Annotated in this window: 21 protein-coding genes; 8 read left to right on the top strand and 13 right to left on the bottom strand. The window is 61.7% G+C overall.

What is annotated here, in order from left to right; genetic code table 11:
• Positions 1 to 15 precede the first annotated feature (15 nt).
• Positions 16 to 1,233: a sensor histidine kinase gene (locus tag NF78_RS02040; protein ID WP_052049619.1), complete on the bottom strand. Its 1,218-nt coding sequence runs from the start codon at positions 1,231 to 1,233 to the stop codon at positions 16 to 18.
• A 78-nt stretch (positions 1,234 to 1,311) separates the two neighbouring features.
• The gene (locus NF78_RS27915) at positions 1,312 to 5,517 is read right to left on the bottom strand and encodes a response regulator (protein ID WP_052049617.1); all 4,206 of its coding nucleotides are present in this window, start codon (positions 5,515 to 5,517) and stop codon (positions 1,312 to 1,314) included.
• Positions 5,518 to 5,758: 241 nt separating this feature from the next.
• Here NF78_RS27915 and NF78_RS02030 point away from each other — a divergent pair, with 241 nt between their 5' ends.
• The 5 genes from NF78_RS02030 to NF78_RS27910 all read left to right on the top strand — a co-directional run bounded on the left by NF78_RS02030 (position 5,759) and on the right by NF78_RS27910 (position 11,258).
• Positions 5,759 to 7,822: a response regulator gene (locus tag NF78_RS02030; RefSeq protein ID WP_072015944.1), complete on the top strand. Its 2,064-nt coding sequence runs from the start codon at positions 5,759 to 5,761 to the stop codon at positions 7,820 to 7,822.
• Between the two features lie 77 nt (positions 7,823 to 7,899).
• Positions 7,900 to 8,277 (top strand): response regulator, encoded by a 378-nt coding sequence (locus NF78_RS02025; RefSeq protein WP_035984589.1) that lies wholly within the window; start codon positions 7,900 to 7,902, stop codon positions 8,275 to 8,277.
• A gap of 83 nt (positions 8,278 to 8,360) precedes the next feature.
• Positions 8,361 to 8,630 (top strand): hypothetical protein, encoded by a 270-nt coding sequence (locus NF78_RS02020; RefSeq protein ID WP_035984588.1) that lies wholly within the window; start codon positions 8,361 to 8,363, stop codon positions 8,628 to 8,630.
• A 93-nt stretch (positions 8,631 to 8,723) separates the two neighbouring features.
• Positions 8,724 to 9,842 carry an EAL domain-containing protein gene (locus tag NF78_RS02015; RefSeq protein ID WP_052049615.1) on the top strand — a complete coding sequence of 373 codons (1,119 nt, stop codon included), beginning with the start codon at positions 8,724 to 8,726 and terminating at the stop codon, positions 9,840 to 9,842.
• A 111-nt stretch (positions 9,843 to 9,953) separates the two neighbouring features.
• Positions 9,954 to 11,258, top strand: a complete 1,305-nt coding sequence (locus NF78_RS27910) for a GGDEF domain-containing protein (protein ID WP_052049614.1) — start codon at positions 9,954 to 9,956, stop codon at positions 11,256 to 11,258.
• Between the two features lie 17 nt (positions 11,259 to 11,275).
• On the opposite strand, the gene NF78_RS02005 is transcribed toward NF78_RS27910, so the two are convergent.
• Both NF78_RS02005 and NF78_RS02000 read right to left on the bottom strand, forming a co-directional pair.
• Positions 11,276 to 12,871 carry a B12-binding domain-containing radical SAM protein gene (locus tag NF78_RS02005; protein WP_263970528.1) on the bottom strand — a complete coding sequence of 532 codons (1,596 nt, stop codon included), beginning with the start codon at positions 12,869 to 12,871 and terminating at the stop codon, positions 11,276 to 11,278.
• A 485-nt stretch (positions 12,872 to 13,356) separates the two neighbouring features.
• Entirely contained in the window at positions 13,357 to 14,130 is a 774-nt protein-coding gene (locus NF78_RS02000) for a sterol desaturase family protein (RefSeq protein ID WP_035984586.1), read from the bottom strand.
• Positions 14,131 to 14,540: 410 nt separating this feature from the next.
• Here NF78_RS02000 and NF78_RS01995 point away from each other — a divergent pair, with 410 nt between their 5' ends.
• From NF78_RS01995 to NF78_RS01985, 3 genes are all read left to right on the top strand, one after another.
• Positions 14,541 to 14,930, top strand: coding sequence for a hypothetical protein (locus tag NF78_RS01995; protein WP_035984583.1), 390 nt, complete (start codon positions 14,541 to 14,543; stop codon positions 14,928 to 14,930).
• A 160-nt stretch (positions 14,931 to 15,090) separates the two neighbouring features.
• Entirely contained in the window at positions 15,091 to 15,438 is a 348-nt protein-coding gene (locus NF78_RS01990; RefSeq protein WP_035984582.1) for a YbjQ family protein, read from the top strand.
• 2 nt (positions 15,439 to 15,440) lie between these two features.
• Positions 15,441 to 15,884: a YbjQ family protein gene (locus NF78_RS01985; protein WP_035984581.1), complete on the top strand. Its 444-nt coding sequence runs from the start codon at positions 15,441 to 15,443 to the stop codon at positions 15,882 to 15,884.
• 25 nt (positions 15,885 to 15,909) lie between these two features.
• On the opposite strand, the gene NF78_RS01980 is transcribed toward NF78_RS01985, so the two are convergent.
• The 9 genes from NF78_RS01980 to NF78_RS01940 form a co-directional block, all read right to left on the bottom strand.
• Positions 15,910 to 16,551, bottom strand: coding sequence for a TMEM165/GDT1 family protein (locus tag NF78_RS01980; RefSeq protein ID WP_035984579.1), 642 nt, complete (start codon positions 16,549 to 16,551; stop codon positions 15,910 to 15,912).
• Between the two features lie 485 nt (positions 16,552 to 17,036).
• On the bottom strand, positions 17,037 to 18,068 hold the full coding sequence (locus NF78_RS01975; protein ID WP_035984578.1) for an isochorismatase: 1,032 nt from the start codon (positions 18,066 to 18,068) through the stop codon (positions 17,037 to 17,039).
• Positions 18,069 to 18,266: 198 nt separating this feature from the next.
• Positions 18,267 to 18,494, bottom strand: coding sequence for a hypothetical protein (locus tag NF78_RS01970; RefSeq protein WP_035984577.1), 228 nt, complete (start codon positions 18,492 to 18,494; stop codon positions 18,267 to 18,269).
• A 113-nt stretch (positions 18,495 to 18,607) separates the two neighbouring features.
• On the bottom strand, positions 18,608 to 19,369 hold the full coding sequence (locus NF78_RS01965) for an aspartate/glutamate racemase family protein (RefSeq protein WP_035984576.1): 762 nt from the start codon (positions 19,367 to 19,369) through the stop codon (positions 18,608 to 18,610).
• 192 nt (positions 19,370 to 19,561) lie between these two features.
• Positions 19,562 to 20,557: an ABC transporter ATP-binding protein gene (locus NF78_RS01960; RefSeq protein ID WP_035984574.1), complete on the bottom strand. Its 996-nt coding sequence runs from the start codon at positions 20,555 to 20,557 to the stop codon at positions 19,562 to 19,564.
• A gap of 83 nt (positions 20,558 to 20,640) precedes the next feature.
• Positions 20,641 to 21,669, bottom strand: a complete 1,029-nt coding sequence (locus NF78_RS01955; RefSeq protein ID WP_225885204.1) for an ABC transporter ATP-binding protein — start codon at positions 21,667 to 21,669, stop codon at positions 20,641 to 20,643.
• A gap of 238 nt (positions 21,670 to 21,907) precedes the next feature.
• Complete coding sequence (locus NF78_RS01950; RefSeq protein ID WP_035984570.1) at positions 21,908 to 22,810, bottom strand: ABC transporter permease; 903 nt, start codon at positions 22,808 to 22,810, stop codon at positions 21,908 to 21,910.
• 143 nt (positions 22,811 to 22,953) lie between these two features.
• On the bottom strand, positions 22,954 to 23,889 hold the full coding sequence (locus NF78_RS01945) for an ABC transporter permease (protein ID WP_035984569.1): 936 nt from the start codon (positions 23,887 to 23,889) through the stop codon (positions 22,954 to 22,956).
• Positions 23,890 to 23,922: 33 nt separating this feature from the next.
• Entirely contained in the window at positions 23,923 to 25,629 is a 1,707-nt protein-coding gene (locus NF78_RS01940; protein WP_081972469.1) for an ABC transporter substrate-binding protein, read from the bottom strand.
• Positions 25,630 to 26,106: the final 477 nt, after the last annotated feature.

Below are 26,106 nucleotides of genomic sequence, written 5' to 3'. Positions count from 1 at the left end.
GGGCTGGGGCAGCTGTCAGTGGGCGGGGGGAACTGAGCTAGCGGAACTTGGGTCAGGGGAACCCGGGGGCATGGCCTCACCGTCCTCGGCTTCCTCCAGGGCGGCGGGCAGCGTAACGTAGAAGGTGCTGCCCTGGCCCAGCTCCGACTCGACCCAAATTCGCCCCCCGTGGTGCTCGACAATTTTTTGGCAGGTGGCCAGGCCAATGCCGCTGCCGGGGTAGGACTGGGCGTCGTGGAGGCGGTGGAAGGCCTCAAAAATCTGCCCCCGGTGCTCGGCCGAAATGCCGATGCCGTTGTCGTGAATGCCAAACCGCCAGCCCTGGGGCTGGGGCACGACCGAAACAGAGACTTCTGGTTGGGTGTCGGGCCTAGCAAATTTGAGGGCGTTGCTGATCAGGTTTTGAAACAGCTGCATCAGCTGGACCTCGTTACCCATTACCCTGGGCAGGTCGCCGTAGGTCAGCGTGGCCCCGGTGTCGGTGAGGGCGGCCTTGAGGTTGAGCACCACCTGATCGAGCAGGGCGTTGCTGTCGATGGGGGTCAGCAGGGGCTGGACCTGCCCCGCCTGGGCGTAGGCCAGCCAGTCCTGGATCATCTGCTGCATCCGATCGCTGGCCTCTACGATATTTTCCAGGTAGGGCTGGGCCGCCGACTGCCGCACCTCCGGACAGACCAGGCCAATCAGCTTGGTGTAGCCCAAAATACTCTGCAGGGGCTGCTGCAGATCGTGGGAAACCACCGAGGCAAACTGCTCCAGCTCACGGTTAGAGCGCACCAGCTCTTCGTTTTGGGCCACCAGCTGCCCCTGGAGCCGCCGCAGCTCCAGCTGGTGGGCAATGCGGGCCAGCACTTCGGCCTCCTGAAAGGGCTTGGTGATGTAGTCGGCCCCGCCCGCGGCAAAGGCCTTGACCTTGTCGATGGCGTCGTCGAGGGCGCTGATAAAGATAATCGGAATGGCCCGGGTAGTGGGGTCGGCCTTGAGCCGCTCGCACACCTCATAACCGCTCATCTCAGGCATTTTGATGTCGAGCAGGATCAGGTCCGGGGGGGCGATCTGGGCCGCTGCGATCGCCCACTGGCCGGTCAGGGCCTTGCGCACCCCCAGCTGGTGCCGGCCCAGCATCGCCGACAGCAGCCGCAGGTTGTCGGGGGTATCGTCCACGATCAGAATGTCGCCCTTGACAATTCCGTCCTGGGGCCCGTCTTGGGGCCTGTCGTGGGGAGATTTCATGGTTGTCTCCTGTCTCTGCCTAACATGATTGTCTCCCGATTTTGGGTCGCTGCCTGGCCGCCAGCCGTGCTTAACAGTCTATGGATTGCCTGGGGTCCGGAGCGACGGACCGTCGGCCGGTGATTGTAGGCAGGCAAGGATCCGATCGAATTCAAAGTTTTTGGCCCAGCCCCGCAGAGTTTGCAATATGCCCCCTGGGGCGTGGTGCAGCTGGCCCAGCAGCTCCAGCAGGCGATCGTCGGAACCGGCGATCGCGGCCTGGGCCAGGGCCTGCTGCCAGTCGGCAGGCATGGTTTGCAGCCACCGCCGCAGTTCGGGCTGGGCGGGCTCTGGGGCATCGGGGGAGTCTATCCCAGGGGCAGCGCTATCGCCGTAGCGGTAGCGGACCGGCAGGTAGGCCGCAATTTTGTGCAGCAGCCCCTGCATTTGAAAGGGCTTGCGCACAAAGTCGTCGCAGCCGGCCGCCAAGATTTTAGCGCGCTCCTCCTCAAAGGGACTGGCGGTAAGGGCAATGATCACCGGTTCCGGGTCCAGGTGCAGGGCTCGAATTTGATCGGTGGCCGCATAGCCGTCGAGGCCGGGCATGCGAATATCCATCCAGATCAGGTGCGGCCGCCAGGCCTGGGCCTGGCGAACCGCGGCGTGGCCATCGGGGGCCGTCTGGACGTCAAACCCGGCCGAGGCCAGCAGCCGCACCAGCAGGTAGCGGTTGGCGGGGTGATCTTCGACCACCAGCAGTCGCCAGGGAGGCTGATCGTCGGCCAGTCCCGCGATCGGGGCCGCACTGGGGGCAGAAAACACGGGGGAGCGCTCAAACTGCTGCACGGGCAGCACAAACGTGAAGGTCGAGCCGTGGTTGAGTTTGGTTTCGAGGCTGAGTTCGCCCCCCATCAGCTGCACAAACTGCTGGCTGATGGGCAGCCCCAGGCCGCTGCCCTGGTGGGAAGGGTCGTGACCTGAGGTGGAGCACTGCAATCCGGCGGTGCTCTGGGTAAACGGCTCGTACAGACGGTGGATGTCCTCGGCCGGAATGCCGGGGCCGGTGTCGGCCACCACAAAGGACAATACGCCGTGGGCCTCGGGGTGGGCCGGGGCCAGGGCAACGGGCAACGGCTGCAGGGCACTCACCCGCAGCTTCACCTGCCCCACCTGGGTGAACTTGATCGCATTGCCCAGCAGGTTGATCAGCACCTGCCGCAGTTTGCCTTCGTCGGTGGCGATGTAGGTGGGCATCGCCGGGTCGCAGTCAAAGCGCAGGCGCAGACCCTTGGCCTCGGCCTGGAGGGTCAGCATCGCCTCCAGGCTGGACAACAGGTACGACAGGTCAAAGGTGGTGACGTGCAGCGAGAGTTGCCCCGCCTCAATTTTCGACATCTCCAGCACGTCGTTGATCAGGGCCAGCAGATGCTCGCCGCTGCGGCTGATGATGGCCAGGTAGTCCTGGGCCTGGGGATCCAGCTGGCAGTCGCGGGCAATTAGCTGGGCAAAGCCGATGATCGTGTTGAGGGGGGTGCGCAGCTCATGGCTCATGTTGGCCAGAAAGTTGCTCTTGGCCTGGTTGGCGGCGTCGGCGTTCTCCCGCGCCAGGCGGAGGGCGTCTTCGGTTTGCTGGCGCTCCAGTTCGGCGGCGGCTCGGGCCGCAAAAATGCGCAAAATCAGCTCCCGAGTGTGGTCTTCGACCATGGGTTTGTCGTCGATCACCGCCAGGTGGCCGATCACCTGACCGGCCGCATCCACCAGGGGAATGCCCAGAAAGCTGGTGGCCTGAATGGCCTCTAGCTCTCGGTCGTCGGGGAATAGGGCCTGGACGCGCTGGGGGATGTAGACCACCTCGCCGGCCACCACGCGCTCGCAGGGGGTGCCCGCCAAATCGTATTCGACGCGATCGCCCAGGCGGCCGTTCTGCCAGAAGGCCAGGGCGCTGACCCGCCCAGGGTTTTCCTGGAGGCGCTGGGTGACGATGGCGTTGCGCACCTGCAAAATATCGGCCAGGTAGCGCACCAGCGACTCAAAGAACTCGCGACCCGTTTTGGCGGCGGTGCCCTCGACAATCAGCCGCAGCGATTCCTCCTGGCGCTTAACCTGGGTAAGGTCTTCGGCCACCCCCACAATCCGGTAAACCTCGCCCTGGTCGTTGCGAATCGGAAAGGCCCGCACCCGCACCCAGGCCGACGGACGATGGGGCCGCACCAGCCGAAACTCCTCGTCGTAGCTGAAGTAGGCCAGGGCGGCGGGGGTCTGGCGGCGGGGCAGGCGACGGGTGACCCGATCGCGATCGTCAGGATGCACCGCCGTCAGCCAGGCCACTGGATGGGCGTAGAGGCGATCGCGCCCCTGCCCCCAAATGCTTTCGTAGGCGGGCGACACGTAGCTAAACCCCTGGGGCTGGAGGTCGTAGATCCAGAAGACGCTGTCGATGTATTCGGCCAGCTGGCGAAATTTTTCCTCGCTCTGGCGCAGGGCCACCTCCGCCTGTCTGCGTTCGGCTTCGAGCTGCTTCCGTTCGCTGATGTCGGCGGTGGACTCCACCAGGCGAATCGGCTGCCCCTGCCCATTCCAGAGGGCCTGCCCCCGCGAAACCACCCACTTGTAGCTCTGGTCGCGGCAGCGCAGCCGATACTCGACCTCGTAGGTGGGCAGGGTGCGCTGGATCAGGTAGGCGTGGTGTACCGCCATCACCCGCTCCCGGTCGTCGGGGTGGATGCGCGTCTCCCAGCGCAGGTCGGGGGCATCCACGGGCTCAGTGGCGGGGTCGCTGTAGCCCAGCAGCGCCCGGTAGCGCTCCGAGTAAAAGGCGGCCTGGGTGCGAAAGTCGAGGTCGTAGATGCCGGCGTTGCTGCTCTGGATCGCCAGCTGCCAGCGCTCCTCACTGCGCTGAAGACCGGCCTTAGCCCGCTGCCGCCGCTGCTCCAGGCGGTTGCTGCCAATCACCTTGCCAATGCTCTGGGCCATCAGCTCAATGATCTCTTTTTCGTGCTGATTAAACCCCTGCTGGCGGGGAGCCCGATCGAAAAAAGACAGGCTGCCATAGACCTCGCCTTCCACCACAATCGGGGTACCCAGGTAGGACTCTAACCCCAGCGCCCGGTAGAGGGGATGGCAGCGCAACTCGGGGTCGGCTCCGATGTGGGTGAAGGTCACCGTCCGCTGCTGCTGAATCGCCATACCGCAAAATGTATCGCTGAGGGAACAGCGCAGGTTTGGGTCCAGGCCTGACAGGCTGGCTACCGTGGCCTGGGCCACGTAGTCGGTGCCTTCGGCTTTGCCCACCATGCCGCCGCTAAACCCCAGCACCCGGCAACCGGTGTCGAGGTAGTCGTGGAGCAGGGCGTCGAAGCTGTCAAACTGGGTCAGGCTGAGCCGATGCAGCTGCTTCAGACTCTGGCTGAAGCGGTTGAGGGCCTGGGAATTGCTCAGCAAGATCTGCTCGGCCTGTTTGCGAGCGGTGATGTCACGGTACTGCCAGAGGTGGCCCTCCAGGCCGCGATCGCCCATCAGCGGCACGTAGTCACGCTCCAGGGTACGGCCGTCGGCGAGGGCAATTTCCTCGGCCACCACCGGCTGTTGCGCGCCCCGCAGGGCCTCAATCCGCTGGTTAAAGGCCACCGGGTCGCTTCCCAGGCCCAGGCTTTGCCCAAAGGGTTGACTTGGGGCACCCACCAGGGCCGTCGGCGTCAGGTCGAGGCGAAACAGGTGGCAGTAGGGCTGGTTGACCATTAACACCTGTCCGGCCAGGTTTTCCAGCAGGACTCCCACCTGCAGGTGCTCGATCAGCGTGGTCAGGCGGGACGTCACCTGCTTGAGGTTGACCTCGGCCCGGCTGCGATCGCGGATCTCCTGCTGCAGCTGCTGGTTTTGGGCCGTCATCTGCTGCTGCAGCTGCCGAATGGTGAGCTGGTTGGTCACCCGGGCCAGCAGCTCTTCCACCTGAAAGGGCTTGGTAATATAGTCGGCCCCGCCCACCGCAAAGGCTCGCACCTTGTCGAGAGCCTCGTCGAGGGCGCTGAGAAAGATAACCGGAATGGCCTCGGTGCTGGGGTTGGCCTTGAGCTGCTCACAGACAGCGTAGCCGTCCATTTCCGGCATCCGAATGTCAAGCAAGATCAGGTCGGGATGGGTGGTTTTGACCGCCATCAGCGCCATCGCCCCGCTGCGGGCACAGCGCACGCCGTAGCCCTGCTCAGATAGGGTCTGGGCCAGAAACCGAAGATTTTCGAGGGAGTCGTCTACAACCAGCAGCGTGACGCCAGCGGCGAGGGAATCGGGTGGGGTGGGGCGCGGCATGGCGAAGGGCGTAAATCAATACCTAATGTAGCCAACATTCCCTCCGCAGCCCAGATTTGCCCATTCTGGGGCCCATCCTGGGTAAACTAGTCCAGGTCCAAGCCGGGGACGCTGGTACCAGGACGGCTAGGATGGGGACGGAAGACCAGGGTCACAGGCCAAACCGTGGGGCCAGGGGCAATGGCCATTGCCCCTGATTTGCGGCTGAATTTCATGGCCGCCTCACTGGATTGATGCCGCCATGAAATTGCTTTTGGTTGATGACGACGATCTGCTGCTGGGACGGCTGATCGATGATTTGACCCGCCAGAATTACGTCGTCGATGCGGCGACCGACGGCCCGATGGGCTGGGAGTACGCCAGGGCGATCGCCTACGACCTGATTGTGCTCGACATCGATCTGCCCGGTCTCGATGGGGTTTCGCTGTGTCAGCGGCTGCGCCAGACGGGCTACGGCGGCCCAATTTTGCTGCTGACCGGGCGCAGCAGCAGCACCGATAAAGTGCTGGGCCTCGACGCCGGGGCCGATGACTACCTGGTCAAACCCTACACCCTGACCGAGCTGACCGCCCGCATCCGGGCCCTGCTGCGTCGCCCCCCCGAGGTCAGCCGCAGCAGCCTGCGCTGGGGGCAGATCCAGCTCGATCCCCAGGCGGGGCAGGTGACCGTGGCTGAGCGAGCGGTGGTGCTCTCCCCCAAGGAGTACGGCCTGCTGGAGCTCTTTTTGCGCTATCCAGACCGCATCTTCAGCAATCCGGTGCTGCTGGAGCGGCTGTGGAATGCTGACGAGTCCCCCGGGGAAGAAACCATTCGCACCCACATTAAGCGACTGCGTCGCAAACTCAAGCAGGCCGGCGGCGACGACTTCATTGAAAACATCTACGGCATGGGCTACCGCCTGCGGCCATCGCCGGGGGAGACCGGGGGGGCTGCCCCTGAGGGAAAAGGGGGCGCTGACCTCCCTGCCGCGGCCGCCCTCTGCCCTGGATCTGAAAGGGTGGATCTCGGCGAGACGGCTCGGGCGGAGGCGGCCCGGGCCGCGGCGATCGCCTCTCTAGACCGCTTTCGCCCTGCCTTTGAGGAGCGGTTGGGCGTTTTGCAGCAGGCGGCCGCGGCCCTTACCACCAACCACTTGCCCGAGGTGATGCAGACGGCCGCCCGCACCGCTGCCCACAAGCTGGCTGGATCCCTGGGCATGTTTGGGTTTGTGGCCGGTTCGCACCTGGCCCGACAGCTGGAAGACTGGCTGGAGCAGCCCGATCGGGTTGATGCTGCCACCTTTTGCGCCCTGGTCGAGCAGCTGGGGCAGCAGCTGCGGGGGGAGTCTGCACCGGAGGTTCCCGACATAAATGCGTCGAGGGCGTCGAGGGCGTCGAGGCGGGAAGCTCCATCGGCTGAACGGCAGGACACGGGGGGCGATCGCATGTCAGGGCCAGCCCCCGCCATCGCTCAGGTGCTGGCCGTCGATGACGACCCCGCCATCCTGGCCCAGCTAGCGGGCCTGCTGCCGGCCTGGGGCCTGGAGGTCGTGCCCCTGGAGGACCCCCGTCAAGTCTGGTCCCATCTGGACGCGAGCCCCCCCGACCTGGTGCTGCTCGACCTCGACATGCCCCACCTGAGTGGGCTGGACCTGTGCCACCAGCTGCGCCAGAGCGATCGCTGGCAGGCGCTGCCGATAGTGTTTCTCACCGCCTGTCGGGAGCCTGCCACCATTTACCAGATCTACCAGGCCGGTGCCGCTGACTATCTGCCCAAGCCCATTCTGGCACCAGAGCTGATCAACCGCTTGCTGCAACGCTTAGAGTGCAGTCGGCTGCGGCAAACCCTGGCCGGTACCGACCCGCTCACTGGTCTGGCCAACCGCCAGAAGGGCACTATTGAACTGGGCTTGCTGCTGCAGCTGGCCCAGCGCTACGGGCAATCCCTCAGCCTGGTTCGGGTTCAAGTCACCGCTCCCCGACCCCAGGCCAATGCCCTGCTGGTGGCCCTGGGACAGACGCTGTCGGGCCAACTGCGCCCCGGCGACGCGATCGCCCGCTGGGGGGAGGCGGAAATTGTCGTCGCTCTGCTCGACACCGAATGGGCCGGCGCCCAGGCGCAGCTGCAGCCGGCCCTGGAGACGGGGCTGGCGGTGGCGGCAACCAGCGGCAGCCCCGGGGGCGATCGCAGCCGGGCTCTCCACCTGGGGGGAGCAACCTTTCCCACCGATGGCGGCCGTCTCGCCGACCTTTACCAGCGGGCGGGCCAGCGTTTTTACTCGCTGGGGTCAGCGGTGGGGAATAAACCACCCCAGGGCTGTCCCTAGCACCGCCATCCAGGTAATTCAATTTAAGATCCACCGATTCCAGCGCTGCCCCTGGCACAGTTTTTAGGATTTCTGCTATGACCGCCAAACGCATTTTGATTATCGACGACGAAGCCGATGTGCGTGAAATTGCCAAGGTGAGCCTGGAAATTACCCGGCACTGGGAGGTCACCACCGCGGCCTCGGGCGAAGAGGGCATCAAACTGGCCTCTACCTGTCACCCGGACGCCATTTTACTGGATGTGGTTATGCCCCAGGTAGATGGCCTGACCACGCTGCAGCGACTCAGTGCTAATACGGATACCAGCCACATTCCTGTAATTTTATTGACTGCCACTCTACGGTTGGCTACTCAGCAAGCTTTTGTGGCCGCTGGGGCGCGGGCGGTGCTGGTCAAACCCTTTGATCCCGGCCTTTTGGGCGGTCAGATTGAGACTGTGCTGGGCTGGCAGTAGGGCTGGGGCAGCAGGATAAGAAAGTTCACAGTGTTGTCACAATCGATCTCTATGGTGATAAAGACGTCTGCTTGAGTGCCCCCATGCTTCCTCTGATTGTGGTCGAGGAGTTGATCTCGGCTTTTAAGTTCTGGAACGACGGCATCCACGACGGCATGTTCTACCGTAACGACTTCTATGTCAGTCAGTACCAGTTCCCTCTGGCCGAGCGATCGGAGGCGTACCACCGCGCCACCCTGGAGAGCAACAAGGGGTTCAAGGTGTGCGTAACGGTTTCCAAAACCCACTATCGGGTGTGGGTGGAAATGCGATCGCACCTGATCCAGTCCCCCGCTCTGCCAGGCGAAACCTGAGGCAACGGTCCCTGAGCCAACCGTTCCCTGTTTAGGGTCACCGGCTCCCTGCCCCACCCCAAACCCAAATTTCTAAGGTGTTAAGCATCTTCCATGGCACAATCCCTTCCCGCCGAATCCAGTCAGGACTTGCTTGGTTTGGCCAACTATTCAGCTCATCCCTTTGACGATGTTTCGCTGCTGATCTGCCACGAACTGCGAACTCCCCTCGCGTCAATTCAGGGGGCGCTGAAGCTCCTGGGGTACCAGCAGTCGGGGTCGCTCTCAGACGATGGCCAGAGGCTGCTGGCGATCGCCATCAACAACGCCGATCGCCTCACCCGATTGGCCAATGCCCTGGAAAGCCATCCCGCTCCGCTGCTAACTCTGCTTTCCACCGCTGAGGTCGAGCTGCTCCAGCTGGAAAACGACCTGCATCAGGCCGTCGCAGAGCAGCAGCTCTATCTGGCCTACCAGCCGATTGTCGCGGTTGACAGGGACCAGGAGGGAGGTCACATCCTCGGCTTTGAGGCGCTGGCGCGGTGGCAGCACCGCGATCGCGGGGCCATTTCTCCCGAGGTCTTTATTCCCCTGGCCGAAAAGGCGGGGCTGATCGACACCCTGGGCCTGTTTTTGCTGGAGCAGGCCTGCCAGCAGCTGCACTACTGGCAGACGCAGTTTCCCAGCCTGTCGCCGTTGAGCATCAGCGTCAATCTCTCGGCGCTACAGCTGGTTCAACCGCAGCTGGTTGAGCGGATTGGCGATGTCTTGGAGCGCCATCACATCTCTCCCAGCAGCCTCAAACTTGAGGTGACCGAGAGCGCCCTGATTGAGAATAAAGACGTTGCCCTGGCCGCGCTGGTCCAGCTGCAGGAGCTGGGCATTCAGCTCTATATCGACGACTTCGGCACCGGCTATTCCTCCCTGGGGCGGCTGCAGGACTTGCCCTTCGACACGCTCAAGATCGATCGCTCGTTTATTCGCAACAAAAACTGGGCCATGAGTGAGGCCATTTTGATGCTGGCCGAACGGCTTCAGCTCGATGTCATTGTCGAGGGGGTGGAAACCCTGGAAGACCTGAACTGTTTGAGGGAACTGGGCTACCAAAAGATGCAGGGTTACTACTTCTCGCAGCCCCTCGACACCTTGAGCATTACCGGGCTACTGCTGCGCCAGGCGCTGAAGGACAGCTCGGCGTTGAGCCTCGCCCAGCTTTACCCGGCTCAATCCTAACGGTGGCAGACTGAGAGCCGGCTCAGGACCCGTGGGGTGGGCCCTGAGTCATATTCCCAAGAACGTATTCTTTTTTGTCAGGCATTCCCTATTTCCCCGTGCTCTACCCGTATGATGACCAATACCCGCGAGACGCCCTGCCAAGAGTGCACAACCGATCCGCCGTCGCTGGCCCTGCTGATTCAGGACGGCCAGCATCGTCATATCGTGTCGCTGGGCAAGGGCTATTACTCCATTGGCCGCGATCGCGACAACGATATTTGCCTTACCTCCCGGGGGGTTTCCCGTCACCATGCCAGCCTGGTGTGGCTGGGCGACCACTACTTTATTCAGGACGGTCTGGGTTCCGATCGTCCCAGCTGCAATGGACTGGCCATCAATGGCAAAGCGATGATGGCCAGTCCCCTAACCCCCGGAGACTCGATCAGTTTTTGCCAAGGGGTACGCGCCCGGCTGGTCGCCATTCGCCCCGAGCCAGTAGCGACCCTAACCCCCCCGGTACCGATGGTGTTTATGCCCCCCGTTCCTGGCGACGCTAACGACGAGGGGGATCGCTCGCGCTGTGGTCTGCTCGAGTTCTTCCCCGATCTGATTCTGCGCTTTGACGGCAATGGCCGGATTCTGGAAGTGCAGACTTCCATCGATCCAACCCTGCGGCTGATTGACTGTGCCGTGGGTCGGGTGGTGACCGATTGCTTTGATGTCAGCTTTGTGGTCAATCTCTTTGGCCACAGCCAGCGGGCGGCCAAAACGCGATCGCTCCAGAGTTTTGAGGCGGCGGTGCTGGTCAACGAGCAGCAGATGTTCTGCGAGGTGCGACTGGTGCCCGCCGGCCGACATGAGCACATTGCCATCATTCGCAATATCACCGAGCGCAAGCGCCAGGAACAGGCCCTACTGGCCGACGCCATTCACGACAGTCTCACCGGCCTGCCCAACCGCAGCGCGTTCATGCAAAAAGCCGCCCAGGCCCTTGAGCGAAACCAGAAACGGGGCGACTACAATTTTGCGGTGCTGTTTATCGATCTCGACAACTTTAAGCGGGTCAACGACAGCCTGGGCCACCGGATGGGCGACCAGCTGCTGGTTGAAATTGCCCTCCGACTCAAGGTGGGGCTGCGCTCCTCCGATACGGTAGCCCGGTTGGGGGGCGATGAGTTTGCCATTCTGCTGCACGATATTCCCTCCGTGGCGACCGCCGCCGCGATCGCCGACCAGATCCAGGAGAGTCTGTCTACCCCTCTGCTGCTGGATAACCAGGCCGTTTTTCCCAGTGCCAGCATTGGCATCGCCTTGAGCGATGGGGACTACGACAGTGTGGAGGCCATTCTGCACCACGCCGACCTGGCCATGTATCGGGCCAAGGGGGCGGGGCGATCGCAGCACGCCGTGTTTGACCCGACCCTGGACGGGTAGGTCTGGATCCTATCGAGCTACTTGCCCACCAGGGAGAGCGATCGGGCCTCCACCGGGGGCAATTGCAGCGAGTCGTAGCCCAGCTGCTGGCTGATGCGCTGGCGGGCCAGGACTCGATATTCCCAAAAGTGTTCCCCAGCGGCGCACAGCCCCAGGTACATATTCAGCATCTGCGGCCTGCGGCGCAGAATGACCCAGAGCTGGTGCCAGAACTGGGCCCGAATTTCGCCCCGGCGCAGGCCCTGGTGCCAGAGAATCTGAGCCAGGAGCCGCAGCCCCTTGTTGAGGGGAAACTGCATGGTCTGCCGCCGCCGGGGAGCGCGAATCTGGAGACACTGCTGCAGGCAGCGCCGCAGGTAGCGGCTGGGCTCGTAGAGCTGCCAGAACCCTTCCACATAGTCCTGGGCCAGGTCGGCCACCGGACGGGTGGGAATAAAGTTCATCAGGGAATTTTGGTCGCCCGTGGGGTGGCTGCTGCCGTCGAGCAGGCGTTGCTCCTGCTTGAGCCGGTTCCACAGCGCGGTGTTGGGCAGGGCCTGCAGCAGCCCCAGCATGGGCTGGGGAATGGCGGTTTGTTCGACAAAGGCCTGAATGCGATCGCCCGCGCCGGCCCGCTCCCCGTCAAACCCCAGAATAAAGCCAGCGTAGATCAGCAGCCCCGCCTCGTTGATTTTGCGGCAGGCGTCCACCAGCGGATTGCGGGTGTTCTGCACCTTGCGGGTCACCTGCAGGCTGTCCTGATCGGGGGTTTCGATGCCGAGGAAGACGGCGTAAAACCCGGCTTCGCCCATCAGCTGCAGCAGTTCGTCGTCTTCGGCCAGGTTGACCGAGGCCTCGGTAATGAAGGTGAACGGATAGTGGTGCGCCTGCATCCAGGGAATCAGCTCGCGCAAAAAGCGCTTGACATTGCGCTGGTTGCCAATGAAGTTGTCGTCGACGATGAAGAGCGAACCGCGCCAGCCCAGGTCGTAGAGGGTCTGCAGTTCGGTCAGGGCCTGGGCGGGCTCTTTGGTGCGGGGCTTGCGACCATAGAGGGAAATAATGTCGCAGAACTCGCAGTTAAAGGGGCAGCCGCGGGAAAACTGCATCGCCATCATCAGGTAGGCATCCCGCTGGAGCAGATCAAAGCGCGGCACCGGGCTCCGGGTGACGTCGGGCTTCTCCAGCGAGCGAAACACGCCCGTGGTTTCGCCCCGCGCCAGGGCTTCTAGAAACTGGGGCACGGTGATTTCGCCTTCATCTAAAACCAGGAACTGCGCGCCTGCATCGAGGGCATCCTGGGGCACCGAGGTGGGGTAGGGGCCGCCTACGGCCACCCGTTTGCCCAGGCGCACCGCCTTTTGAATCAGGGCCTGAAAGTCGGGCTTCTGCACCAGCATGGCGGAAATGATCACCAGGTCGCACCAGGCCCAGTCGGCCTCGGTCTCACAGGCGACGTTGCGATCGCGAAAGCGGATCTCCCAGTCGGTGGGCAGCAGGGCCGCCACGGTAATAATTCCCAGGGGTGGAATGGTGGCCTTGAGCCCGGCCAGCTGCATAAAGCGATCGTAGGACCAGAAGGACTGGGGAAATTTGGGATAGAGCAGGAGGGCTTTCATAGGCGCTGAGGTCATAAAAGTGCATTAAACGTTTGCTTTGATGAATTTATGCTGCGGCTCAAACCTCCAGCTCCCTGGCCGCTGTTACGGCAGGATTTTGGCCGTTTGCAAACAATGAAACTCTAAAGATTATGAAGCTTTGAAAATGACCGAAATTCGAGTGATACCAGCTCCGCAGCAGCGTGTGAAGCTGAAAAAAAGCTGCTGCGTCTGCCCTATGCCCCCGTATCTTAGAAGTCGCGGCAGGGATGGTCACCTATCCAAAGATAGAGTCCTTGGACGGCGAATTTTTATTTTAAGAAACAATTAAATCAGGCTAAATTTTCAGCATTTTGTTCGGCTCTCTCGCCATTTTTATTTGAGCGAGGTGCATTGGACCAAAAAACAGTTTCCTTTAGCCTCACGCTTTGCAGGTTATCTCGGCATCCAGGCTAAAGGAAGCAGAGAAAATCTTTAGACGTGCCTGACGTTAAGGGTATTCCAAGTTTGGAGCGGCAGGGTTAGCCGGTACTGGTGCGATCGCCAGCACCCGAGTCCAGACTTTCGCTGTAGCCGGGGTCCTGGGTACCCAGCAGGCGGTCCCAAACGGTGAAGTACAGCCCGTAGTGAACGGTGTATTTGCGGTGGTGCAGGGAGTGATGGACGGGGCCAATCACCCACTGCCCCAGCCAGTGGTGCGGAAAGACCGCTGGCAGGCGATCGGGGCCCAGGTGGTTGAGCACGGCCCACAGGGTCATCGTGATCATGACGGCCATCACCGTCACCAGGTGCAGCGGCAAAACAAAGACAATCCCGACCAGAAAGAGGGCCTGAACGACAGCCTCCAGCGGGTCAAAAGCAAAGGAGGTCCAGGGGGTGGGATAGCGGGACCGGTGATGCCCCCGGTGTAGCCAACTAAAGAGTTTGGGGCGATGAAACAGGCGGTGGGTGAAATAGAAGTAGGTGTCCTGCAGCAGGAGCACGGCCCCGTAGCTGACCCCCAGGTACCACAGCCCGTAGGCCTGGGGATGGGTGTACAGACGAGTCCCACCGTGACGGTAGGCGGAGAGCACAAAGGCGGCGGCCAGCGCAAAGACCACCGCGGCGATCGCAGAGAGTCTGATGTCGTGACGAATGGTTCGCCAACTGGGGGGGTGAGCCCCTTTATCTGCGTTCAGGGCCTGGCTCAGGGGCGAATAGAACACCCAATAGACTATCCCTGCCACTAAACAATAGCGACCCAGGATAATGCCCCACAGGGCAATGCTGTAAAACTCAAAGGAGTGGGCTCTCAATCGACTTAGTCTCCTACCGTACCTCTATAGTGCAGCAAGATTTGTGGAAAGCGGGGAGCAATGGTTTAATTTCTTTTTTTAGATAGAAATAACGGCGATCGGGGGTTCTAATTCTAAATTTGGGGTCAGCCCTTATCCCGCAGTTCTTTCTATCCTGGGAGGGACGATACTTGCGCTATTTATGCCTAACCTACTAGAGCGGAGGTAGGGATGCTCTACCCCTGAGTTCGTCGAACCGCAGGCGGCAGTCTGAATACGGCGGGCCGTTTTTTTGCCAGAATTTTTACATTCAGGCGACCAGCTTTGATGAGGAAAAATTCTGGGATTTAGCCCAGCCTCCTGCAAAATATGTCTCTCTTGGAACCGTAGAAAATATGGCATATCGTATCCTTTATTCCTCGCTTAAAGTCATGGCTAAGCGGCTGGCGGTTTTGCTGGCCAGCGTGGTGCTGTTGTTTAGCGTTTCCCAAACGGCAGCATTGGCCAGTTCAAATGTCCTGGCGGCGGAACCAGACAGCCACCTAGATGCTCACCGGTTGATCGCCCTGGCCGCATCGTCGCGTTTTGCCGCTGAGGCAGCCTTTGAAGGCGAAGAGCCCACCATCTCGGAGGCTCGGCTTGACGAAATGCGAGAGCAGCGCCGTCAGTGGCAAAGCCAGGTTTCTGAGGCCGCCGACACCACCGATAAAGAGGCTGCCAACTCGGCGGACCAAGCGGCTGGCGATCCCCTCAACCTGAATGAAATCGTCGAAGAGAATGAAATTGTCGACGAGCTCACTCCTCCCTACGGGCGCAAGTAATGGCGCAAGTAATGTAGCCGTCTGCCCAGACAATCGAAACACCACAATCCCGCCTCTGTAGCGGTTTGCAAGCAATGGTAGGCAAACCGTTAGAAACCATCGACGTCCGCGATGCCAGAGGCTAGGGTTGTGGTTGTTTTTTTAGGCGTCAGGCTGTGAAATGACCGTTCAACCTCGATCTTCTGCATCCAGGATAATTCTCACCAATATCGAAACCGTCCCTGGCAAAACCATTACCCAGCACCTGGGTCTGGTGCAGGGGAGCTCGGTGCGGGCCAAGCACCTGGGCCGCGACATTGCCGCAGGGCTGAAAAATATTGTGGGGGGCGAACTCAAGGGCTACACCGAACTGCTACAGGAGGCCCGCCAGGAGGCTACCAACCGCATGGTGCAGGAGGCCCAGCGGCTGGGGGCAAACGCCATTGTCAACGTGCGCTTTGCAACCTCGTCCCTGACCCAGGGCGCGGCAGAACTGTTTGCCTACGGTACCGCCGTGCGGGTGGAGTAGCTATGGAGGGGCTGATAATTTTTGCGGTGCTGCTGGGGATAGGCTACTTTTTTGGCACCCAAGCCGAACAGCAGCACTTTCAGCGGCTACAGCAGCGCGAACGGGCGATTCAGGGCCTGGTGCTGAGCACGGCTGGGGCCAGGGTGGCCATCCCCACAGCGGCCCAGGCGGATCTGTTTGTGGGCAGTGTGGTGGTCTCCTCTGACTTTTTCAAGACCTGGGTGGCGGGGTTGATGAACCTGTTTGGGGGGCGCATTACCGTGTACGAAAGTCTGCTCGAGCGGGGGCGTCGTGAGGCGCTGCTGCGGCTGGAGGAAGCCGCCCTGGCCTGGGGCGCAGACCGGGTGGTCAACATTCGGATTCAAACCGCTGAGCTGAGCGGCAACAGCGGCAAGGGCGTGGTTGCCCTGGAGGTGATAGCTTACGGTACCGGGGTGCGCGGCTGAGGGGTTACGGAACGGGCGTTAGGTCTCAGGTCGATGATCCGCCCTGAATCATTTCGATGATCGCAACCAGGCCAAAGGTGATGAAAAGGAGCCCGCCAACGGTGGTGAGCCAGCGTTCTGAAATGCGCCCGGCAATCAGTTTGCCGCAGACAACCGCGATCGCCGCGCAGATGGCGTGACCCAGGGTTGCCCCCAGCACCACCCCCACCGGATGGTTGGCCGCCGCCAGGGCGACGGTGGCAAACTGGGTGCGATCGCCCCACTCCGCCACAAACGTGAGGCTAAAGGCCTCGACCAGCACGGTTTTTGCAGTCCATTTGTCCACCCCGGCTTCGCTCTCTTCAATGACCTCCAGGGCCTCGGCCTGTTCGTCCGCGAGGCTGCCCCGTCCGGCCATGCGGCTGGCGTCGTACAGCAGCTTGAGACCAAAGCCCAGAAAGAGCCCCACCGTCAGCGCCTGGACAAACTGCTGGGGGAAAATCGTCATCACCTGACCGATCACCACCGATAGCACTGTCATCACAAACAGCGCTGCGATTACCCCAAGGAACACCCAGCGACGCGGGTGGCGGGTGGCCAAAATGACGCCAATGAAAAACGTTTTGTCGCCAAGTTCTGACAGGGTGATCAGCAGTAGACCAGCGGTAAAGCCTGTAAGTGGATGCATGCGCCTCTCCAGTGGTAAAGATCAGAGTGGGCATGATGGACACCTAAAAAGACCCCACCAAGCCCACGTCGGTTGTGGACTCAGTGAAGGTCTCGCTTGCAAATGGCACGGGTTTAGGCTGCTAATTCACCACTTACCGTGCTGTTTACCATCTGAGCCAGGCTCATCGCCAGTATGTTGACTCAGATGAATGGGCTGCGATCGCCCAAAGCTACTCCCCCTCAACGATTAACATAGTATCACTGCTTTGCCACCAAACTATCAGCAGAATCTCAAAATTTTGATGAGAAGAAATTCTTTCAAATTCATTTTTTATTCATTTTTGAGCTGCATTAAAGCATGGATTTGGGTGGGGCATAGGCGCAGCTCAGCCAACGACTTTGCGGCCGTTTGCCCTTACAACAGGCGTCGATTTTTTGATTTATACCGGCATTCAATAGCGCTCACCCAGTGAAACCCGCCGCCAAAGCTGGCGCTAAGTGGGTTTAAGCGAACCCTGGCCAGTTGGCGATCGCCATTGTTGACTGCACCCGGTGCATGCCCGCCGCCGCAAAGCGCTGGTAGGCCTCCTCAGCCTGGTCGGTGAAATCGACCACGCCCGGCACCACCACCGGGGAGGCGCAATCGTCGAGCAGGTAGACTTTTTGAGCCAGGGCCGGGTCGGTAGCCTGAATGTCGCTGAGCAGGTCGGCCACCGTCCAGGCGACGCAGTGACTCTTGGCCTGCCCGGCCACAATCACGGCATCGTAGGTGAGCAGGGTTTGAATCAGGGGGGTATTCTTCTGGGCGATCGCCTCTCCCCGACTGTCTGCGGTTATCTCAGGGCTGAGCACCGAGTAGTTTTCGGTTAGAGGGTTGCTGCCTTTGACCTCAAAGCGGGTCTGGCTTTGGCGGGCGATGGTGTGAAAGAAGCAGGCCTCTTCGATCGCAGGCACCAGGGCATGGCCAATACCCCCCAGCATAGAGTGGTAGGGCCAGATGGTGAGGGGATACTTGCCCCGCTCAGCCAGGGTTTTGGTGTAGTGCAGGGCGTACTCCTGCAGGTCGCGGGGGGAAGACAGATTGGCGGCGATGGCTGGGTTGACCCGCCACTTGCCCTGCACCACATCGTCGTAATGAATTAGGGTCATGGGCGGCGGATTTTCGCCCTCGACATCGACCCAGAAGTAGGGGTGAAACACCTGCATGGCCTGGTGGGTGTCGAGGGTAGCGGTAATGGTGGTGATTTGCCCCAGGTTACGGTAGATAAACTCGCCCAGGCGGCGGTTGTCATCGACGGCCCCCTGGCCCGATCGCCCGCCCACAAACAGCTCAAAACCCGGCAGGCAGAAGGTGTTCTGCACATCGATCAGCAGCAGACAGAGGCGGCGGCTGTCCTCGCTGGCGGGGGCAATCCGGTGGGTGTCGGCCCAGGCCTTGGCATCGGCGGCCCGCTGCTGGTAGGGCACCGGCCAGACTTCGCCTACCCTGGCCGGGTCGAAGCACGGGGGAATGGGCAAAATTTGATCAGCCATCATAGCGGTTCAGGATTCTTCTGACGAAAGAGGGCTATCTGTGTAACGGTCAATGACCTGGAATACCCACCCTTTGTCTATGGTACCTCTGCCGAATCCTGGCTTGTCCAGGGGGAAGGGTGCGATCGGCCATTAAGTTTATGCAGTCGAGTACTAGCTGGAGACCGAAAGAAGACACCCCCGGTGTAGCGCTGCAAAGAATTAGTAGAAAATGCCGGGGATAGTTAGCCCAGTCAGGGGGTCGATGGTCTGGCGACAGGGTTGAGCTTCACTGTCAGAGTTGAACTGGGGCTGAAACGCGGCGCTGAGGAGGCTTGCGGTCCGGCGAAATAGGGCCCTTGCAGCCAGCCGAATCGCTTGGGGAGAATAGTCAGACCCATTGGATACGTAGAACTTGGGGTAGTCTTGCCAGCTTTGAGTGGATTTCATAGAATACAGCTCCGTGTTTAGAGACACTGTCATTCTATTTTTCTGTATTGAAATATACAAAATATTCTACTCATGGCTATTATGAGTAACTCCGATGCTGACTCCTGCTCCTGCTATTCGACTTCCGAGAGGTGCGGCTGTGAGGATGGAGCGAACTGGGCAAGCAGGCCGTCGTAGGGTTTCGGCAGGGGCCGGGCAAACTCCCCTACTTTGCTGGTGCCCAGGTTCAGGCTCACCAGCGTTTCCACCAGCTTCACCCCGGCGGCGACCCCTTCGATCACGGGCACGCCCAACTCCGCCGCCAGATCCGTAGCCAGGTCGGCCATGCCGCCGCAGCCCAGCACGATCGCCTCGGCTCCATCCTGGGCGATCGCCCCCCGGCACTCCTGCAAAATCTGCTGGTAGGCCCCGCCACTGGTGTGCTCCAGCTCCAGCACGGCAATGTCCGTGGCCCGAATGCTGGCGCAGTGGCGTTCCATGCCGTAGCTCTGCACCAGGTGCTGGGCAATGCCCCGGGTGCGGCTGAGGGTGGTGACAATGGAAAACCGGGGAGCCACCAGGGTGGCCAGGTGCATGGCGGCCTCGGCAATGCCCACCACCGGCCCCTGGGCCAGCTCCCGCGCCGCCCGCAGCCCCGGATCGCCAAAGCAGGCGATCACGTAGCCCTGCACCCCCAGGGCCTCCCCCCGGCGCACCTCGTCCAGCACCCCCAGCACGCTCAGGGCTTCGTCGTAGTGGCCCTCGATGGACACCGGCCCCATGGTGGGGTTGCAGACCACCAGCTCGGTGGTGGGGGCGGTCACCTGGCGGGCCGCTGCGCCAATTTTGGCGGTCATGGCCGCCGAGGTGTTGGGGTTTATAACCTGGAGTTTCATAACCTCAATTCGGAATAACGCCCTCCCCTCCTCTGGAGGGGTGCCCGCAGGGCGGGGTGGGTTGAATCTTCTACAGACTATAGGCTGCTCGATACGGTGAGACCCTTTTGGGCCTTGACCCACCCCTAATCCTCCCAGGAGGGGATGGCGAACTGACTTTGGCACAGAATTTCCTGATCTCGAACTCGGGTATTACACCGTCGCGGCAGACAAAATCCCAGCCACCTCAGGCAGCCGAATGCAGCGGGCCATGCGGTTTTCGCCCTCCACCGGGGGCGGCAGGGGCTGAAGGCATGCCTCCACGGCGTGGGGGCAGCGGGGGGCAAAAGCGCACTCGGTGATCTGGCGGTAGAGCTGGGGTGGCGCGCCGGGAATCGCCACCAGGCGCTCGCTGCGGTCCATGCCGGGGTAGACCGTGGCCCCCAGCAGCCCCTGGGTGTAGGGGTGCCAGGGATTGGTCATGACGATGTCCACCGGCCCCTGCTCAATGATGCGCCCGGCGTACATAACGGCAGTTTCGTCCGCCACCTCGATCGCCACCCCCACATCGTGGGTGACAAAGACCATGCTCATGCCAAACTCCCGCTGGAGTTCCCGCAGTAGCAGCAGCACCTGGATCTGCACGGTGGCGTCCAGGGCGGTGGTGGGCTCGTCCGCCAGCAGCACCCTGGGCCGACAGGAGAGGGCCAGGGCAATCATCGCCCGCTGGCGCATGCCGCCGCTCATCTCGTGGGGGTAGGCATCCAGGCGCTTGCGGGGGGAGGGAATCTGGACGCACTCCATCATCTCCAGGGCGCGCTGGCGGGCCGCCTCGTAGCCACAGCCCTCGTGGCGCCTCACCGCCTCGGCGATCTGGTTGCCCACGGTGAAGGCCGGGTCAAAGGCCAGCATCGGCTCCTGGAACACCATGGCAATGTCCTTGCCGCGCAGATCCGACAGCGCCTTGCCGTCCATGCCGAGCACATCCTGGCCTGCAAAGTTGATCTGGCCGGTGATGGTGGTCTTGTGGGGCGGGTGCAGCCGCATCAGCGACTTCATGGTGACGCTCTTGCCGCTGCCCGACTCGCCAATCAGAGCCAGGGTTTTGCCCTCGGCCAGGTCGAGGTTGACCCCCGAGACGGCGTAGACCGGCCCCTCGGAGGTTTTGAAGGTGACGCAGAGATCGCGGACTTCGACGATGTTGGCCATGGGAGTCGTGGGGAATGAGGGAGATGGGGGAGTTGGGGAGCGAGGGAAGATGGGGAGTGGGGTGTAGGGGGGCAGGGCGGGGATTAGGAGAGATTGGGGGCGAGGGTAGTGGCGACGGGGCGGACGTCGGAGTAGCCGGAGCCGGGGACGCGCATGTGGCAGGCGACGTGGCGACCGTCGCCGATGGCTGAGAGGGGCGGCACGGTTTCGCTACAGACGGCTTCGGCGTAGGGGCAGCGGGTGTGGAACCGGCAGCCGGGGGGTGGGGCGATCGGGTTGGGGGGGTCGCCCTCCAGGGGGGCGCGGGTCTTGCGGTCCTTGGGGTGGAGAGCGGGCAGGGCCGAGAGTAGGGCGGCGGTGTAGGGGTGGGCCGGTTCGGCGTAGAGTTTGTCCACCGGGCCGGACTCCACCACCTGGCCCAGGTACATGACCAGCACGTCGTCGCTGACGTACTGCACCACGTTCAGGTCGTGGGAAATGAACAGGTAGGTGAGGCCAAACTCCTGCTTGAGGTCCTCCAGCAGGTTGAGCACCTGGGCCTGCACCGACTTGTCGAGGGCTGAGACCGCTTCGTCGAGGATGACGATCTCGGGCTCGACGGCCAGGGCGCGGGCGATGTTAACCCGCTGGCGCTGCCCGCCAGACAGCTCGTGGGGGTAGCGGCGAATGAAGTTGTCCGGGGCCAGGCCGACGCGATCGAGCAGGTCGCGGGCGCGGGCCTTGGCCTGGAGGTCGCTGACGCCGTGGATCTTCGGCCCAAAGGCGATGCTCTCCTCGATGGTGAGGCGGGCGTTGAGGGAGGCGTAGGAGTCCTGAAACACCATCTGCATGCGCTTGCGCAGGTCGGCGATGGGCTTGCGGCCCGGCCCCTTGCCGTAGGCCTGCCCGTCGAGGGTGATGCGCCCCTGGTCGGGGGGAATCAGGTCCATCAGCAGCCGCGCCGTGGTGGACTTGCCGCAGCCCGACTCGCCCACAATGCCCAGGGTCTTGCCGCGATCGGCCGTAAAGGAGACCTGCTCCACTGCTTTGACCACCTGGGTGGGCCGCCCCAGCAGATTTTTGCCGATGGGGAAGTATTTCTGGAGTCCTTCAACCTGGAGAAACGCGGTCACAGTGGCTAACCCTCGTGAAATAGGAATTTAAGCTCGGCACCAACGGCAAACGGGTATCGATTCAGCCTTACTATCGCCCCCCACGCCCCCCAACCTTGGGGGGGAGGAGACGGTTCAAAGTCCCCCAGCATTGGGGGATTTAGGGGGCCAGGTAAGTAAACTTGCACCATGAGATAAACCAACTTATGCGTCCCGGATAAGCCTTCTGCCTTCTGCCTTCTGCCTTCTACCTTTCCGTCTATCGCTTCAGATCCATGGCTCCCCGCAGCCCGTCCGACAGCAGGTTAAAGCACAGCGACGTAATGAAAATCATCAGACCCGGCAGCACTGACACCCAGGGCTGCACGTAGATCGACTGGCGCAGGGTGTTGAGCATCAGCCCCCACTCCGGCGTGGGCGGCTTCACCCCCAACCCCAGAAAGCTGAGGCCCGCCGCCAGAATCATGCACACCGACACCAGGCTGGTGGCGTAGATAAACACCGTGCCCATGACGTTGTTGAAGACGTGCACCCGCACAATGGTCAGCGCCTTGGCCCCGGAGGCGCGGGCGGCATCCACAAAGTCGAGGGTGCGTACCCGGGTGGTGACGCTCTCGGCCACCCGGGCGATGGGAGGAATAAACACCAGAGTCAGGGCCAGCATGGAGTTGGCCAGACCAGGGCCGAGGGCACCGGAAATGGCGATCGCCAGCAGCACCGCCGGAAACGCAAAGAACACATCCGTCGTCCGCATAATGATGGTGTTGATCCAGCCGCCAAAGAACCCCGCCAGCAGGCCCAGGCTAGTACCCAGGGCAAAGGCGATCGCCACGGGCAAAATGCCCATTAGCAGGCTCATGCGGCCTCCATACATCAGGCGGGAAAGCATGTCGCGGCCCAGCTCATCGGTACCCAGCACATGGCCAGCGCTGCCGATGGGCAGCAGGCGATCGACCAGGCTGCCCTCGGAGGGGCCGTAGGGGGCCAGCACCGGAGCAAAGATGGCGATCAGCACCAGGGCCAGCAGCACACAGGCGCAGGCTACCGAGATCGGATCCCGGCGCAGGCTCAGCCACACCGTGGCCCAGTAGCCCCGCGACTTGGTCGAGAGGGTACCCGCGTCGGCGGCTTTTAGGGAGTTGGCGGTGGGGGTGGTTTGCATGGGGGGTGGGGAGTGAGGGGTGGGGAGTGGGGGGTGGGGAGTGAGGGGTAGGGAGTGAGGGGTAGGGGGTAGGGAGTGGCAAGCATCGCTACCATACGGAGGCTGCGGCCAATCCAAAGTCTAAAATCCAAAACCCCAGCTCCTTAGCTGCGGCGGATGCGGGGGTCAAACAGCGTCTGAAGGACATCCACCAGCAGGTTCAGGGCGACAAAGAACATCGACAGCACCAGGATGATGCCCTGGAGCAGGGGGATATCGCGCTGGAAGATGGCCCCGTTCAGCAGGTAGCCGGTCCCCGGCCAGGAGAACACTGTCTCCACCAGAATCGAGCCCCCCAGCAGGTAGCCAAACTGGAGCCCCATCACCGCCAGCACCGTGGGGGCAGCGTTTTTGGCCACGTGCTTGGCGATTTTGCCGCTGCGCAGCCCCCGCGCCCGAAGGGAGGTGACAAACTCCGACCCCAGCAGCTCGGACACTGTGGCCCGCACCGTACGGGCCACAATGCCCATGGGGATGAAGCTCATCGTCACGGCGGGTAAGACCAGGTAGCGCAGCCGGTTAAACCAGGGACCAGAGCCGCCCCCCAGGGAGGGCAGCCACTCCAACTGCACGGAGAAGATGATCACCAGCAGCAGGCCCAGCCAGTAGTGGGGCACCGATACTCCAAACAGAGCAATGCCCGTCATCAGCTTGTCGGCCCAGCGACCCTGGAAAAAGGCGGCCAGGGTGCCAAACAGAGTGCCAAACAGAAACCCGATCAGGGCGGCGGCCAGGGCCAGCACAAAGGTATAACTCAGGGCACTGCTGATTTCTGACACCACCGGGCGACCAGACGCCACGGAAACCCCCAGGTCTCCCTGCACCGCTCGCCCCAGCCAGGACATGAACTGTACCGGCAGGGGTCGATCCATGCCGTAGGCCTGGGTGATGCGCTGCACCACCTCCGCCGAAGCATCGGGAGGAAGCACCGCCGACAGCGGGTCGCCTGGGGCCAGGTGCACCAGGGAGAAACAGACCAGCGCTACGGCCAGGGCGATGGGCACGGTGTAGACAATGCGGCGGCAGATGTACAAAAACATGGGCGTTTCCTACAGAGATGAATCGATTCCGCGCTACTGTCTGGCTACCTGACCCATGGAGATCGGTGTAATATCCTGGAACCAGCTCTTGGCCTGGGTAAAGCCCGTGATCTCACTGCGCATGGCTCTGGGACCGACATCGTGGGCGACAAATAGGAAGGGGGCATCCTCCACCAGAACCTCGTGGAGCTGCTGGTAAACCCGCAGGTTCTCATCGGGATCAAAAGCCAGCTGGAGCTCCTGGATCAGGGCGTCCACCTCGGGGTTGCTGTAGTAGCCCCAGTTGAGGGAGTTGGGCGGTACGCTCTCGGAGGCCATGAAGCGCAGGATGGCGGCGAAGGGGTCGTGGGTGGCAAAGGTGATATTGGTGCCGTGGGCACCGCGGGAGTCGGCGTGCTGGGCGCCCTGCCGCCAGTTGTCAAACAGGGTCTCCCACACCATCACCTCAAAATCGACGTTGATGCCCACCGCGGCCAACTGCTGCTGGATCAACTCGTTCATGGGCAGGGGCTGCATCTGCCCCGAGCCCGAGGAGGAGATCAGCATTTTTACGTTGACTGGGTTGTCGGGGCCGTAGCCCGCTTCCTCCAGCAGCTCCAGGGCCCGATCGGGGTCGTAGGTGACCTCAAAGGCGGGGTTGCCAAAGGCCGGGTCGTCGGGTAGCAAAATGCCCTGGGCTGGCACCATGTTGCCCCCCAGCAGCGCCTGGATTTCCTCACGGTTGATGGCCAGGTTAGCGGCCTGGCGAATGCGCTTGTCGGTCCAGGGGGAGCCTTCTACAAAGCTGAACTGCCAGGGCCAGAGGTGGGGGTAGCCGTTGCGAGTGATGGTGAAGCCGCGGCCTTCCAGCATAGCCAGGGTATCGGCCGGAGGCGCTTCGATCCAGTCCACTTCTCCGGCCAGCAAAGCGTTGGCGCGGGTAGTGCCCTCGGGGATGGGAATCAACTCGATGCGATCGGCCCGGGCCATACGGCTCTCATCCCAGTAGTTGGGGTTGGGCACCAGCACGGCCCGCTCTCGAGGCACCAGTTGTTCCAGCATGAAGGGACCGGTGCCCGAGGGGTCGGCGGCGAAGGCAGCCCAGTCACCCCCCAGAGCCTCGTAGTGGGCGGGACTGGAGAAGAACATGAAGGGCAGTTGGTTAATCAGCAGCGAATTGGGGGTTTTGGTGGTGATTTCAACGGTGTAGTCGTCCACCTTGCGGATGCTCTCGTAGGCCGGAATCCGGGCTACCACCTGGGCCGACTGCTGGGCATCGTAGTGGGGGGCATTTTCGTCGAAGATTTTCTCGAAGTTGAACACCACCGCATCGGCGTTGAAGTCAGACCCGTCGTGGAACTTAACGCCCTGGCGCAGTTCAAACGTCCAGACCCGGGGGTCGTTCTCGTCCACCGACCAGGAGGTGGCCAACTGAGGGACAAGGGGAGCAGGGCGATCGTCCAGCGATAAATCCCAGGTGACCAGGGCATCGTAGAGGGTCATGCCGGTGAAGCGCACCCCTTCAAACCCGGAGTTGGGGGCTCCCCCGGTCAATGGGATGTCGGAGGCGGTCATGCCAATGCGGATGGTGCCGCCGCTGGCCGCTTCTGCGGGTGCCCCTGGAGCGTCGGTTACGGTGGTCGTTGGCTGACAGGCGGAGAGGGTGGTGACCGACAGGGCAAAGCCGACCCCAATGCCAGAGGCAAACTTGATAAACCGACGGCGGCCAAAGGACGACCAGGTGGGGGCAGAACGGGGCATAAACCGGAATCTCCTCAAGTGGACTAAATCGAAAATAAAACTGCTGAACAGAAAAATTGCCTGACAAAATTGCCTGACGAATAAATCAATTCAAGCGGAAACCAAATTCGAGTAGCTAAACCCTAGGCATAGCCATCCATCTCACCAGCAAACCGGCCAGGATTGATCAGTCAACTGGCGTTTTAAGAAAACAATTTTTGACCAAAAGCGCGTTAGATTTTCCGTAAAAAATCTCACATAAAGGGTGAAAAACAGAACTCCTTAATTATTCCTTAAACTATTGTCGAACACAGGAATCAAGAAAATGCGATCGCCGCAAAGCCCTAAAAATAGATGGTTTTCAAGCAAAAATCAGAACTTGTGCAGCAAGCCCGAAGTCGGAAAAGATGCTCCAATAACTTCCCTGAATTCCGGATCAAAAAAGTGCGGTATTCAGTATGCAGAGGCAACATAAACTGATTTATCCTGGCTTTATGT

The organism is Leptolyngbya sp. KIOST-1 (assembly GCF_000763385.1).
In the GTDB taxonomy this organism is placed as follows: domain Bacteria; phylum Cyanobacteriota; class Cyanobacteriia; order Phormidesmidales; family Phormidesmidaceae; genus Nodosilinea.
The sequence above is the reverse complement of the archived record's forward strand: the minus strand, read 5'-3'. Positions and strand labels throughout refer to the sequence as shown.